14 protein-coding genes are annotated in these 13,658 nt (G+C 66.0%); all 14 read right to left on the bottom strand.

Annotation, left to right across the window (positions count from 1 at the left end; genetic code table 11):
* Positions 1-14: 14 nt before the first annotated feature.
* The 14 genes from EJO71_RS29385 to EJO71_RS29320 all read right to left on the bottom strand — a co-directional run bounded on the left by EJO71_RS29385 (position 15) and on the right by EJO71_RS29320 (position 13,607).
* A complete protein-coding gene (locus EJO71_RS29385; protein ID WP_125952248.1) occupies positions 15-563 on the bottom strand; it encodes a DUF3617 family protein in 549 nt (182 codons plus the stop codon).
* Between the two features lie 77 nt (positions 564-640).
* Positions 641-1,318 carry a phosphatase PAP2 family protein gene (locus EJO71_RS29380; protein WP_125952249.1) on the bottom strand — a complete coding sequence of 226 codons (678 nt, stop codon included), beginning with the start codon at positions 1,316-1,318 and terminating at the stop codon, positions 641-643.
* A 25-nt stretch (positions 1,319-1,343) separates the two neighbouring features.
* On the bottom strand, positions 1,344-2,510 hold the full coding sequence (locus EJO71_RS29375; protein WP_125952250.1) for a Gfo/Idh/MocA family oxidoreductase: 1,167 nt from the start codon (positions 2,508-2,510) through the stop codon (positions 1,344-1,346).
* Between the two features lie 110 nt (positions 2,511-2,620).
* Positions 2,621-3,583, bottom strand: coding sequence for a substrate-binding domain-containing protein (locus tag EJO71_RS29370; RefSeq protein WP_093057726.1), 963 nt, complete (start codon positions 3,581-3,583; stop codon positions 2,621-2,623).
* A gap of 43 nt (positions 3,584-3,626) precedes the next feature.
* Positions 3,627-4,661 (bottom strand): ABC transporter permease, encoded by a 1,035-nt coding sequence (locus tag EJO71_RS29365; RefSeq protein WP_125952251.1) that lies wholly within the window; start codon positions 4,659-4,661, stop codon positions 3,627-3,629.
* The gene (locus EJO71_RS29360; RefSeq protein ID WP_125952252.1) at positions 4,621-6,165 is read right to left on the bottom strand and encodes a sugar ABC transporter ATP-binding protein; all 1,545 of its coding nucleotides are present in this window, start codon (positions 6,163-6,165) and stop codon (positions 4,621-4,623) included. Before EJO71_RS29360 ends, EJO71_RS29365 begins: the two co-directional genes overlap by 41 nt.
* A complete protein-coding gene (locus EJO71_RS29355) occupies positions 6,162-7,331 on the bottom strand; it encodes an ROK family protein (RefSeq protein WP_125952253.1) in 1,170 nt (389 codons plus the stop codon). Before EJO71_RS29355 ends, EJO71_RS29360 begins: the two co-directional genes overlap by 4 nt.
* 312 nt (positions 7,332-7,643) lie before the next feature.
* Positions 7,644-8,063 carry a F0F1 ATP synthase subunit epsilon gene (locus tag EJO71_RS29350; protein WP_125952254.1) on the bottom strand — a complete coding sequence of 140 codons (420 nt, stop codon included), beginning with the start codon at positions 8,061-8,063 and terminating at the stop codon, positions 7,644-7,646.
* Between the two features lie 12 nt (positions 8,064-8,075).
* Complete coding sequence (gene atpD, locus EJO71_RS29345) at positions 8,076-9,476, bottom strand: F0F1 ATP synthase subunit beta (protein WP_125952255.1); 1,401 nt, start codon at positions 9,474-9,476, stop codon at positions 8,076-8,078.
* Between the two features lie 136 nt (positions 9,477-9,612).
* Entirely contained in the window at positions 9,613-9,999 is a 387-nt protein-coding gene (locus tag EJO71_RS29340; RefSeq protein WP_125952256.1) for a hypothetical protein, read from the bottom strand.
* Between the two features lie 87 nt (positions 10,000-10,086).
* Positions 10,087-10,962 (bottom strand): F0F1 ATP synthase subunit gamma, encoded by an 876-nt coding sequence (atpG, locus tag EJO71_RS29335; protein ID WP_125952257.1) that lies wholly within the window; start codon positions 10,960-10,962, stop codon positions 10,087-10,089.
* A 33-nt stretch (positions 10,963-10,995) separates the two neighbouring features.
* Positions 10,996-12,549: a F0F1 ATP synthase subunit alpha gene (atpA, locus tag EJO71_RS29330; protein WP_125952258.1), complete on the bottom strand. Its 1,554-nt coding sequence runs from the start codon at positions 12,547-12,549 to the stop codon at positions 10,996-10,998.
* Between the two features lie 48 nt (positions 12,550-12,597).
* The gene (locus EJO71_RS29325; protein ID WP_125952259.1) at positions 12,598-13,128 is read right to left on the bottom strand and encodes a F0F1 ATP synthase subunit delta; all 531 of its coding nucleotides are present in this window, start codon (positions 13,126-13,128) and stop codon (positions 12,598-12,600) included.
* Positions 13,129-13,136: 8 nt separating this feature from the next.
* On the bottom strand, positions 13,137-13,607 hold the full coding sequence (locus EJO71_RS29320; protein WP_093206376.1) for a F0F1 ATP synthase subunit B: 471 nt from the start codon (positions 13,605-13,607) through the stop codon (positions 13,137-13,139).
* Between the last annotated feature and the right edge of the window lie 51 nt (positions 13,608-13,658).

The raw sequence follows: 13,658 nt of genomic DNA, 5'->3' as shown, positions 1-13,658 counted from the left end.
GCGGCTTGTCGGCCTTATGGGCGCTTCGGCCGGTTCTTCATCATGTCGAGCACGTTCATCTTCATGCCGTTGGGCATGACCATGTCGCCCGGCTTCTGGTCGGCCTTGCAGGGGCCGATCCACCTGGCCTCCATGGCGCTCGTGCCCTCGGCGCGGCCCATCAGCGGCGGGTCGTAGGTCGACTTGCTCTCCATGCGGTAGGCGGAGCTGAAGTCGCCGCTGATCACGGCATGCGAGGTGGCGACGGTGTTGCCGATCTTGCAGACCGAATCCATGACCAGCTTGCCGCCATCGGTGCGCAGCTCCTGCTTCGAGCACAGGTCCTTTCCCATGCTCTGGCCCATGTCGCGCAACGCCTTGTCGGTGGAGGCGTCGATGCACTGCTGCATGGTGTGGGCGCCGCCCGTGCCGGCAGCGGCGCCCTTGCCGCCCGCGGCCTCCCCCGTCTGCGTCTGGATTTCCCAGAGGCCGGGCTTGCGCGAGGGGAAATCAAGGGCGAACGCGGGGCCCGCGACGACGGTGGCCGCGATGCAGGCCACGACGGCGGACAAGGGAAATTTCATGACGGACTCCCGCTGCGTTGAATGGCGAAGCCCGGGTTGTACCGTGCGCGCCGCCGTGCGGGAATACCGCGATCGGCCTACGCCACCGCGTTGCGTTGCCGCGTGACGACGCCAAGCGCCACGCCCAGCGCGAAGCCGCCCAGCACGTCGATCAGCACATGCTGGCGCACCGCCATCGTCGAATAGACGATGCCCGCGGCCCAGGCCACGTTGGCAACGCGCAGCCAGGCGGGAGCCCCCACCGCGCGCAGCTGCCGGGCCAGCGCGACGCAGGTGAACACCGAAAAGGAGACATGCAGCGAGGGAAAGGCATTGCCGGCCGAGTCGACCATCTTGAGGAACTGCAGCGAAGTGCCGGGCGTGGTGTCGACCACGAAGTTTGGAATCGCCGTGGGCATGAACCAGAACACGAGCAGCGCAATGGCCGTCATCGCCGCGCAGCCGAAAGAGAAGCCCAGCAGCTCGCGCCTGTCCCTGGCCAGCAGCACCGGCAGCGCGATGTAGCCCCAGAGCGAGAGATACACCGGCAGCAGCGCCGGCCAGAAGGCGATCAACCGGTCGATGGGCGTGAGCGGCAGCACCCATGCCTGCCCGGCGCTCTTCATGATCCAGAAGTACAGCGGGAAGAAGCCGAGCGTGGCGACGGTGTTGCCGACCAGCTTCAGGGGAAACAGCGTGATGCAGCGGCGCCAGAGAGCGGCCAGCCAGGGCGGCACCGACGGAGAAGAGGTGTCTTCGGAAGCGGAAGGTGTCATGGAAGCCCGTACAGCGCACAGCGCGCTACCAGGGCGTCCACTTTAATTCGCTTTTCGACGACGCCACCGTGCGTTCGATGAAGCGCACGCCTCGCGCGCCGTCCTCCACGCGCGGATAGTCGGCGGCCAGCGGATCGGCGGGCCGTCCCGCGAGCCGTGCACGGATGTCCGCCGCCACGCCCGCATACACGTTGGCGAAGGCTTCGATGAAGCCTTCGGGGTGCCCCGCCGGCAGCCGGCTCGCGCGCTTCGCGGACTCGCACAGCCACGGCGCGCCGCGCGTCAGCACCTGCAGCGGTCCGTCGTGCGGCAGGTGCACCAGCCGGCTCGGCTGCTCCTGGTGCCATTCGAGCGTGCCCAGCGTGCCCGACACGCGCAGGCGCAGGTCGTTCTCCAGGCCGGTGTTGATCTGCGAGGCGATGAGCACGCCGCGCGCACCGCCCTCGAAGCGCAGCAGCAGGCTGCCGTCGTCGTCGAGCATCCGGCCCGGCACCAGCGCGCCGAGGTCGGCACACAGGCTCTCGATGCGCAGCCCGGTGACGGTGGCCACGAGGTTCTCGGCATGCGAGCCGATGTCGCCGATGGCGCCTGCCGCGCCGCTGCGCGCGGGGTCGGTGCGCCAGTCGGCCTGCTTGTTGCCGCCGCTGCCCTCGACATGGCTCGCGAGCCAGCCCTGGTTGTATTCGACGACGACCTTTCGCACTTCGCCGAGCTGACCCGAGCGCACCATCTCGCGCGCCTGCCGCACCATCGGATAGCCGGTGTAGTTGTAGGTGACGCCGAACACCGTGCCCTTCTGCGCGACGGTCGCGACCAGCGCGTCGGCCTGCTCGCGCGTGTGCACCAGCGGCTTGTCGCACACCACATGGAAGCCCGCCTCGGCGAAGGCTTGCGCCACCGGAAAGTGCACGTGGTTGGGCGTGACGATCGACACGAAGTCGATGCGCTCGCCCTCGGGACGCTTCAGCTCGTCGGCCAGCAGCGATTGCCACTCGCCGTGGTTGCGGTCATCGGCCAGGCCGAGGTCGCGGCCCGATGCGCGCGCCTTGTCCGGGCTCGACGACAGCGCGCCCGCGACGAGCTCGATCTGCCCGTCGAGCGCCATGGCCTTGCGGTGCACGGCGCCGATGAAGGCGTCGCGCCCGCCGCCGACCATGGCGTAGCGCAGTTTGCGAAGATGTGTATCGGTCATGTCGTGTTCTTCGAGGAACACCGCGGAACCGGCTTCGCCGGGCCGCGGGCGTTGCCCCCGGAAGGGAGTTGGCGTAGCGACACGAAGTGCGCGAAGCCTGGGGGGCGAACTCAGAAAGGCGAGTTCGGGTGGTAGAAGTCCTTGGCGTTTTCCTTCGTGATGAGCACCGATGGAATGATGGTCGTCGCCGGCAGCTTCTCGCCCTTCAGGCGTGCCTCGGCCGTGAGCTTGATCGCGTCGTAGATGAACTTGGGCGAGTAGCTCACGTCGGCCGTGATGCGCTTGTCCTTGCCGTCCATGATGGTCTTGACCATGCCCTTGGCGCCCGCGCCGCCGAAGATGATTTTGATGTCGTCGCGCTTGGCCTGCTCGATGGCCTTGAGCACGCCCACGGCCATGTCGTCGTCGGCGGCCCAGATGGCGTCGATGCTCTTGAAGCGCGTCAGGTAGTCCTGCGTGACCTTGAAGGCGTCGTCGCGGTTCCAGTTGGCGTACTTGGCGTCGAGCAGCTTGATGTCGGGGCTGCCCTTGAGCACCGCGTTGAAGGCGTCCATGCGTTCGTTGTCGAGCGTGGTCGCGATGCCGCGCAGCGCCACCACGTTGCCCTTGCCGCCGAGCTGCTTCACGATGTACTCGGCCGGGATCTTGCCGAAGGCGGTGTTGTCGCCGGCCACGTAGGCGTCCTGCGCGCTGGTGTCGGTGAGGCCGCGGTCGACCACCGTCACGTAGGCGCCCTTGGCCTTGACCTGCGCCACGGGCTTGGTCAGCGCCGCCGACTCGAAGGGGAACACGACCAGCGCGTTGATCTTGGTGACGGTCGAGAGGTCCTGCAGCTGGTTGGCCTGTTCGGGCGCGTTGGCGGCCGTCTTGATGGTGATCTTCAGGTCCTTGTGCTCCTTCTCCAGGTCTTTCTTCGCCTGGTTGGCCCAGTAGTTGATGCCGCCCATGAAGCTGTGCGTGGCCGCCGGAATCGAAACGCCGAGGTTGACCTTTTCCGCGGCAAGCGCGGGCAGGCTGGCGAACGCTGCGGCGGCAACCGCCGTGAGCGCGAGGCGTCGGGTGAAAGTCGTCATGCTGGATGTCTCCTCTTGGTTGATGGAACGGAACGGGAAAGAACTAGCGCCTGCCGCGCTGCAGGAACGCGACGATGATGATCACGAAGCCCTGCACGGCAGCATTCAGGTACACGCTGATGATGCTGGTGAGGTTCAGGATGTTGCTGATGACCGAGAGCAGGATCGCGCCCACCACGGTGCCGGTGATACTGCCCGCGCCGCCCTTGAGCGCCGTGCCGCCGACGATCACGGCGGCGATCGCCTCCAGCTCCCACAGCAGGCCGGTGGTCGGCGATGCCGAGCCCAGTCGCGGCACGTACAGCAGCGTCGCGATGCCCACGCACACGCCGAGCAGCACGTAGGTGAGAATTTTCACGCGGTCGACGTCCACGGCCGCGTAGCGCGCCACCTGCTCGTTGGAGCCGATGGCCTGCACGTAGCGCCCGTAGGCCGTGCGGTTGAGGATGAGGCCGCCGATGACCGCGACGATCACGAACACCCATACCGGCACCGGGATGCCCGCTAGGCTCGCGTAGTACACCGGCGCGTAGAGGTCCGACAGTTCGTTGTCGAGCGTGAGCGCGCCGCCGTCGGCGAAATACGTGAGGTACGCGCGGAAGATGCCGAGCGTGCCCAGCGTCACGATGAAGGGCTCGATGCGGCCCTTGGTGATGAGCAGGCCGTGCGCGAGGCCGAACACCGCGCCGAGCACCACGGCCAGCACCGCACCCATCACCACCGCCAGCAGCGGCGAGCCCGAGGCAGGCCCGGCCCAGTTGATGAACATGATCACGCTGCCCGCGATGAGCGCGGCCATCGAGCCCACCGACAGGTCGATGCCGCCCGAGATGATCACGAAGCACATGCCCACCGCGATGATGCCGATGAAGGCCGTGCGCGTGAGCACGTTCATCGCGTTGTCGAGCGTGGCGAAGTCGCCGTTCAGCAGCGTGCCGGCGATGCACAGCAGCACGAGGCCGATGACCGGGCCGAGGCCGTGCAGGCGCTCGGTCCAGCGCGGCTTCGCCTCGCTGCGGTGCTGCTGCTGCGCGGCCTCAAGCGTGCGCGGCGGTGGTGTCTGCTGTTCCGGTGGCATGAGCGATGAGCTCCTCTTCTGTCAGATGGTCGGCATCGAGCGTGGCGACGATGCGGCCCGCGCGCATCACCGCGACGCGGTGGCACAGGCCGATCAGTTCCATCAGCTCCGACGAGACGACGATCACCGCGAGCCCTTCGCGGGCGAGTCGCTGGATCAGGAAATAGATGTCGCGCTTGGCGCCCACGTCGACGCCGCGCGTGGGCTCGTCGAGCACCACCACCTTCGGTCGGGGCTGCAGCACCTTGGCGAGTGCGAGCTTCTGCTGGTTGCCGCCCGATAGCGACGAAGCCTTCACGTCGAGCGAGCCGGTGCGGATGCCGTAGTCCTTCACCGCCTCGGCCAGCGCGTCGCGCTCGGCATCGGGCTTGAGCCAGGGCTGCGCATAGCGCTCGAGGGCCATCAGCGTGAGGTTCTGGCGCAGGCCGAAGTTGACGTGCAGGCCCTTGCCCTTGCGGTCTTCGCTCAGATAAGTGAGGCCGTGCTTCGCTGCGTCGCGCGGGTTGCGCCAGCCCTTGGCTTGGGGAACAGGCTTGCCGAGCATCTCGACGCTGCCGCCGCTGGCAGGCCGCAGGCCTAGCAGGCCCTCGAAGAGTTCGGTGCGACCCGCGCCGACGAGACCGGCGAAGCCGAGGATCTCGCCGGGACGCACTTCGAAGCTCGCATCCTGTGCCCAGCCGGGCACGCTGAAATTGCGCACGCGCATGGCTGGCGCGTCGGCGGCGACGACCACGTCGCGCGGCGGATAGAGATCGGCCAGCTCGCGGCCGACCATGAGGTTGGCCATCTGCTGGCGCGTGACGTCGGCGGTGGGCGAGCGCGCGACGAAGCGGCCGTCGCGCATGACGATGACCTCGTCCGTCACCTGCTCCACCTCGTCGAGCTTGTGCGAGATGTAGACGATGGTGACGCCATCGGCGCGCAGCTGCGCGATGAGCTTGAAGAGGCGCTCGGTCTCGCCCGGCGTGAGCGTGGCCGTGGGTTCGTCCATGACGAGCAGGCGTGCGTGGCGGGCGATGGCCTTCGCGATCTCCACGAGCTGCTTCTCGGCGACGATGAGCTTTCGCACCTTGGTGCGGGGGTCGATGTTCAGGCCGACGGCCGCGAGCGCGGAGGCGGCGTCGCGCTCCATGGCGGCGTCGTCGAGCAGCCAGCCCTTCTTCTTTTCATGGCCCAGGAAGATGTTCTGCGCCACGCTCAGGTCTTCGGCGAGGTTGAACTCCTGGTGGATCAGCACGATGCCCAGCGCCTCTGCGTCGCGCGAGCTCGCGAACTGCTGCGGCTGTGCGTTGACGCGCAGCGTGCCGCCGGTGAGCGATTCGTAGCCGGCCAGGATCTTCATCAGCGTGGACTTGCCCGCGCCGTTCTCGCCGAGCAGGCCGTAGACGTGACCGGGCGCGAGCGCGAAGCTCACGCCGTGCAGCACCTGCACCGGGCCGAACGACTTCACGACACCGTCGAATTCGACGGCGACGCTGCCTTTGCTGGTTCCGATCGTGCTCATGGCGCCACTCCACGAGCCTTCAGCGTTTCCTGCATCGCGAGCACGCCGGCACCGACCAGGCCGCCCTGCATGCCCAGCGGCGTGTACTGGATTTCAAGATGCCGCGTGGAGAGCGCCAGCGAACGCTGGTACACGCTCTGCCGCACCGCTGCGAGGAACAGCGGCCCGATGCGCGTGATGCCGCCGCCGATGAACACATGCGACGGATTGAAGAAGTTGACGACCGACGCGAGCATCTGCCCGATGAGGCTTCCCGCGCGCTGGATGATGGCGTTGGCGGCCGTGTCGCCGCCACGGCTCGCTTGACCCACGTCGATGGCGTCGATGCGGCCGTGCACGCGCAGGCACTCGGCGAGCACCGCGCTCTCGCCGGCCTCCGCGGCCTGCACAGCCATGCGTGTGATCGCCGGACCGGCGGCCATGGCCTCGACGCAGCCGAGGTTGCCGCAATGGCAGCGCGGGCCTTCCTGGTCGACGCAGATGTGGCCCACGTCGCCGGCCGAGCCCGCGGCGCCGCGATACACCTCGCCGTGGCAGACGATGCCGCAGCCGATGCCGGTGCCGATCTTGATGACGAGGAAGTTCGTCAGCGAGCGCTTGAGGCGCCACAGTTCTCCGAGCGCCATCAGGTTCACGTCGTTGTCGACGAAGACGGGAGCCGCGTAGTCCTCGCGCAGGTAGTCGCGGATCGAGAAGCTGTCCCATGCGGGCATCAACGGCGGGTTCACGAGCTGGCCGATCTCGAAGTTGACCGGGCCGGGCACGCCGATGCCGATGCCGAGCACGTCCTTCGCGCTGTGGCCGCAGCGGGCCAGCAGCTCGCGCATCAGGGTGCGCACGCGGGCGAGCACCACGGCCGGGCCTTCGCGCACGTCGGCAGGCTCGTCGTGCTGCGCGAGCACGCTGAGGTCGGGCCGCAGCACGGCGACGTCGAGGCTGGTGGCGCCGATGTCGACGCCGACGAGCACGCCGAGTCCGGAATGCAGCTGGAGGTTTTCCGCGCGGCGGCCACCCGAGGAGCGCTGCAGGCCGGCTTCGGCGAGCAGGCCCTGGTCGACGAGGCCGGCGATCAGGCCGTTGGCCTTGCTCTTGGAGAAGCCGAGTTGCTCGGCCATGGCATGGCGCGAACCACCGGCGGACCAGAAGGTCGTTTCCAGCAAACGCATTTCGTCCGCAGTGATGCCACTCCAGGGTGCCACGAGCCTTGTCTCCGGTGTTCTTTGTCTTCTGCCCGCAGCCACGGCTGCTGGACGAAGGCGAATACTAGGCGGCAGGCTTCAGCCGGACAAGACTGAACTTCGACCAAATTCGGATCGAAGAAGTGGTAGTGCTGGAATGGTCCGGACACGAAAAAGCCGCCCGAAGGCGGCTTGATTCGAGAAACACCGCGGAACCGGCTTTGCCGGGCCGCAGGTGTTGCCCCCTGCAAGGGGGTTGGCGTAGCGACACGAAGTGCGCGCAGCCTGGCGTATGCCTATTTACTTCTTTTGGCGGTACTTGCGCAGCGCCGCGATCTGGGCGGCCATCACAGCCAGCTCCGACTGCGCCATCGCGATATCGATGTCGCTCTTCGCGTTCTTCAGCGCTTCCTCGGCGGCGGCCTTGGCCTGATTGGCCTTCTCGTCGTCGAGGTCCTTGCCGCGGATCGCGGTGTCGGACAGCACGGTGACGGCGTTCGGCTGCACTTCGAGAATGCCGCCGGCCACGAAGACGAACTCTTCCTTGCCGTCAGCCGTTTCGATGCGCACGGCGCCGGGGCGGATGCGCGTGATCAGCGGGGTGTGGCGCGGATAGATGCCGAGCTCACCGGCTTCACCGGGCAGCGCGACGAACCTGGCTTCGCCCGAGAAGATCGACTCTTCCGCGCTGACCACGTCCACATGAATGGTGCCTGCCATGGTGATTCCTTCTTAAGCGACCTTCTTTGCCTTCTCGAACGCTTCGTCGATGGTGCCCACCATGTAGAACGCCTGTTCCGGCAGGTGGTCGGCTTCGCCGTTCACGATCATCTTGAAGCCACGGATGGTTTCGGCCAGCGGCACGTACTTGCCGGGCGAGCCCGTGAACACTTCGGCCACGTGGAACGGCTGCGACAGGAAACGCTGGATCTTCCGGGCGCGGGCCACGGCCAGCTTGTCTTCGGGAGCCAGTTCGTCCATGCCCAGAATGGCGATGATGTCGCGCAGTTCCTTGTAGCGCTGCAGCGTGCCTTGCACGGCGCGGGCCACGTTGTAGTGCTCTTCGCCGACCACGTTCGGGTCGAGCTGGCGCGAGGTCGAGTCCAGCGGGTCCACGGCGGGGTAGATACCCAGCGAGGCGATGTCACGCGACAGCACCACGGTCGAGTCCAGGTGGGCGAAGGTGGTGGCGGGCGACGGGTCGGTCAAGTCGTCGGCAGGAACGTACACGGCCTGGATCGAGGTGATCGAGCCGACCTTGGTCGACGTGATCCGCTCTTGCAGGCGGCCCATTTCCTCGGCCAGCGTCGGCTGGTAGCCCACGGCGGAAGGCATGCGGCCCAGCAGAGCCGACACTTCGGTACCGGCCAGCGTGTAGCGGTAGATGTTGTCCACGAAGAACAGAACGTCACGGCCTTCGTCGCGGAACGACTCGGCGATGGTCAGGCCGGTCAGCGCCACGCGCAGACGGTTGCCCGGGGGTTCGTTCATCTGGCCGTAGACCATGGCCACCTTCGAGTCCTCGAGCTTCTCGAGGTTCACGACGCCGGAGTCGGCCATCTCGTGATAGAAGTCGTTGCCTTCGCGGGTACGTTCACCCACACCTGCGAACACCGACAGACCCGAGTGAGCCTTGGCGATGTTGTTGATGAGTTCCATCATGTTCACGGTCTTGCCCACGCCGGCGCCACCGAACAGACCCACCTTGCCGCCCTTGGCGAACGGGCACACCAGGTCGATCACCTTGATGCCGGTTTCCAGCAGGTCTTGCGAGGGCGACAGTTCGTCGTACGCGGGAGCCTTGCGGTGGATCGAAGCGGTGAGCTCCTGGCCGACCGGGCCGCGTTCGTCGATGGGAGCACCCAGCACGTCCATGATGCGGCCGAGCGTGGCCTTGCCGACGGGCACGGTGATGGGCGCGCCAGTGTTCGTGACGATCAGGCCGCGGCGCAGGCCGTCGGACGAGCCCAGTGCAATCGTGCGCACCACGCCGTCGCCGAGCTGTTGCTGGACTTCGAGAGTCAGCGCGCTACCTTCGAATTTCAAGGCGTCGTACACCTTGGGCATCTGGTCACGCGGGAACTCCACGTCGACCACGGCGCCGATACATTGGACAATTTTTCCTTCAGCCATGGCGTTTCCTTCTGGATGGATCTCAATAAATTTGCGACAGGTTCTTGCAGAAGCGTCCTGGTGCCAAAACGGGCCGCTTTTGCAAGAATGCCGGACGGGCCGGCACCCTTGAATATCTTGCTGTGTCAGTTCCCGATCAGCACTTCATGGCCGTCGCCTGTGCGGCGAAGGCATCGGAAGCAGCCTTGCAGGCCTGACCCAGCGCAGCCTTGTCGGCGCCCATCGAAGCCCAGGTGGCCTTCGTCTGGTCGAGGCTCGCCTTCATGGCGTCGGCAGCAGCACCGCTTTGAGCAGCAACGCAGGTCTGCACCTTGGCCAGGTAGTCGTTGCATTCCTGCGGCAGATCGGCGGCAGATGCCGTCGGAGCTGCAGCGGGAGCAGCGGCCGGCGCTGCAGCGGGAGCGGGGGCAGGAGCCGGAGCGGGTGCAGCAGCAGGAGCCGGTGCAGGCGCGGGCGCCTCTTCCTTCTTCGAGCAGGCAGTCAGAGCGGCAGCAACAGCCACCAGAGCAAGCATCTTTTTCATTTTGCGCAGAGTCCCCTAAAAAAGGCCTTGGTTACCGGGCCCGCAAGGCGCACCCGATCAGCAACGCGGCCTGTTGCATTGCCTGAATCAAACGCCTGCAGCCGCGGCCGCGCCGGACACGATTTCCGACAGCTCTTTCGTGATGCCGGCCTGGCGGGTCTTGTTGTAGACCAGCTTCAGCTCGTTGATCACGTTGCCTGCGTTGTCGGTCGCGGCCTTCATGGCCACCATGCGCGCCGAATGCTCGGACGCCATGTTCTCGGCCACGGCCTGGTAGACCAGCGACTCCACGTAGCGCACCAGCAGCTCGTCGATCACGCTTTGCGCATCGGGTTCGTAGATGTAGTCCCACGAATGGTGACCCGACTCGGTCTGCAGTGTCTCGGCCTTCAGGGGCAGAAGCTGCTCCACCATCGGCTCTTGCTTGATGGTGTTGATGAACTTCGTGTAGCACAGGTACACCGCCGACAGCTTGCCTTCGGCGTAGGCGTCCAGCAGCGTCTTGACCGGCCCGATGAGCTTGTCCAGATGCGGCGTGTCGCCCAGCTGCGTCACATGGGCCACCACGCGGGCGCCGATGCGATTCAGGAAACCCAGGCCCTTGTTGCCGATGGCGACCGACTCGACCACGTTGCCCGCTGCCTGCGCTTCGCGCAGCTTGGCCGTGACGGCACGCAGCAGGTTGGTGTTCAAGCCGCCGCACAGGCCCTTGTCGCTGGTCACGATGATGAAGCCGACGCCCTTGGCATCGGTCGTCTTCATGAACGCGTGGGTGTACTCCGGGTTCGCCTTGCCGAGGTTGGCTGCGATGTTGCGGATCTTTTCGCTGTAGGGGCGAGCGGCGCGCATGCGTTCCTGCGCCTTGCGCATCTTGGAAACCGAGACCATTTCCATGGCCTTGGTGATCTTCTTGGTGTTTTCCACCGATTTGATCTTGCCGCGGATTTCCTTACCAGCTGCCATGAGAGCTCCTTCTTGCGTCGGTCAAGGCGTCGATCAGGCGAACGACTTCTTGAACGCGGTGACGGCGGCCAGCAGTTCGGCTTCCGATTCCTTGTCGAGCGCCTTGGCCTTCTCGATCTTGTCGAGCAGCGGGGCGTGGCTGGACTTCAGGAACTGGTGCAGGCCGTGTTCGAACGACAGCACCTGCTTGATCTCGAGGTCGTCCATGAAGCCCTTGTTCACGGCGAACAGCGACGCGCCCATCAGCGAGATCGACAGCGGGCTGTATTGCGGCTGCTTCAGCAGTTCGGTCACGCGGGCACCGCGGTCGAGCTGCTTGCGGGTGGCTTCGTCGAGGTCGGAAGCGAACTGCGCGAACGCAGCCAGTTCACGGTACTGCGCCAGGTCGGTACGGATACCGCCGGACAGGCCCTTGATGATCTTCGTCTGGGCCGACGAACCCACGCGCGACACCGAGATACCGGCGTTGATGGCGGGGCGGATACCTGCGTTGAACAGGTTGGTTTCCAGGAAGATCTGGCCGTCGGTGATCGAGATCACGTTGGTCGGAACGAACGCGGACACGTCGCCGGCCTGCGTTTCGATGATCGGCAGTGCGGTCAGCGAACCGGTCTTGCCCTTGACCGCGCCCTTGGTGAAGGCTTCGACGTAGTCGGCGTTCACGCGGGCTGCGCGCTCGAGCAGACGGCTGTGGAGATAGAACACGTCGCCGGGGTAGGCTTCGCGGCCTGGCGGGCGACGCAGCAGCAGCGACACTTGACGGTAGGCAACGGCCTGCTTGGACAGGTCGTCATAGACGATCAGCGCGTCTTCGCCGCGGTCGCGGAAGTACTCGCCCATCGTGCAGCCCGAGTAGGCCGACACGTACTGCATGGCGGCCGATTCCGAAGCGGAAGCAGCAACCACGATCGTGTAGTCCATGGCACCGGCTTGTTCCAGTGCGCGCACCACGTTCTTGATCGACGAAGCCTTCTGGCCGATCGCAACGTAGACGCAGGTCATGTTCTGACCCTTCTGGTTGATGATCGCGTCGATGGCCACGGCCGTCTTGCCGGTCTGGCGGTCGCCGATGATCAGCTCGCGCTGGCCACGGCCGACGGGCACCATCGAGTCGATGGACTTCAGGCCGGTCTGCATCGGCTGGTCGACCGACTTGCGGGCGATCACGCCCGGCGCGACCTTCTCGATCACGTCGGTCATCTTCGCGTTGATCGGACCCTTGCCGTCGATCGGCTGGCCCAGGGCGTTCACCACGCGGCCGATGAGCTCGGGGCCCACGGGCACTTCCAGGATGCGGCCCGTGCACTTGACGGTGTCGCCTTCGGAGATGTGCTCGTACTCGCCCAGAATCACGGCGCCGACCGAGTCGCGCTCGAGGTTCAGCGCCAGGCCGAACGACGGCGTGCCGTCTGCCGTGGGCGGGAACTCGAGCATTTCGCCCTGCATCGCGTCGGACAGGCCGTGCACGCGCACGATGCCGTCCGTCACCGACACCACGGTGCCTTCGTTACGGATGTTGGCGCTGACCCCGAGGCCCTCGATGCGGCTCTTGATCAGTTCGGAAATTTCTGCGGGATTGAGTTGCATGACTCTTTCCTTCTTTCTTTGAGGCTACAAGTAGAGGGCTGGAAACCGTCAGGCTGCCAGCGCAACTTTCATTTGTTCAAGGCGCGCTTTGACGGAGGTGTCGAGCACCTCGTCGCCGACCACCACACGAATGCCGCCGATCAGTTCCGGCTCTTGCTGGACCGTGACCTGGAGCTTGCGACCGAAGCGCTTTTCGAGCGCGGCCGACACGCCGGCCAGGGCCGAGCCGTCGATCGGGAAGGCGCTGTAGACCACCGCGTCGGACGAGCCGCTCTTCGCGTTGGCCAGTGCCCGGAACTGCTTCGCAATTTCCGGCAGCACCGAAAAACGCCCGTTCTCGAGGAGCGCGGACAGGAAGTTCTGGGCAGGAGCGGCCAGCGGTGCACCGAATGCACCGGCGACCACGCCGACCACCTGTTCGGCCGTGGCCTTGGGGTTGTCGGCGAACTGCTGGAGCTCCGGATTGGCCGCGATGGCGGCAATCTTTTCGAGCCAGGCGCTGGTTCCGGCGACGTCGGACGACGACGCCTTGAAGAGCGCCTCGGCGTAGGGGCGTGCGATGGTGGCGAGTTCTGCCATGGCTTCTATCAGAGTTCGGTCTGCAGACGAGCGAGCAGGTCGGCGTGAACGCCCGCATTCACTTCCTTGCGCAGAATCTGCTCTGCGCCCTTGACGGCCAGTGCGGCGACCTGCTCACGCAGGGCTTCGCGGGCCTTCAGTGCCTGCTGTTCGGCTTCGGCGCGTGCGGCGGCGACGATCTTGTTGCCTTCCTCGGTCGCGCGGGCCTTGGCCTCTTCAACGATGGCCTGGGCGCGACGTTCGGCGTCGGCAAGACGTTGCGCAGACTCGTTGCGTGCCTGGCCCAGTTCGGCTTCCACGCGCTTGTTGGCGGCGGACAGCTCGGACTTGGCCTTGTCGGCGGCAGCGAGGCCTTCGGCGATCTTCGCAGCGCGGTCGTCCAGCGCCTTCGCGATCGGCGGCCACACGTACTTCATCGTGAACCCGACCAGGATCAGGAACACGATCATCTGAACGATCAGGGTACCGGTAATGCTCACTTTTCACCCTCTCTATGGGATTGAATCGAAGCCATTCGCTAGCAGGGCCAG

The organism is Variovorax sp. 679 (genome assembly GCF_003952185.1).
In the GTDB taxonomy this organism is placed as follows: domain Bacteria; phylum Pseudomonadota; class Gammaproteobacteria; order Burkholderiales; family Burkholderiaceae_C; genus Variovorax.
The sequence above is the reverse complement of the archived record's forward strand: the minus strand, read 5'-3'. Positions and strand labels throughout refer to the sequence as shown.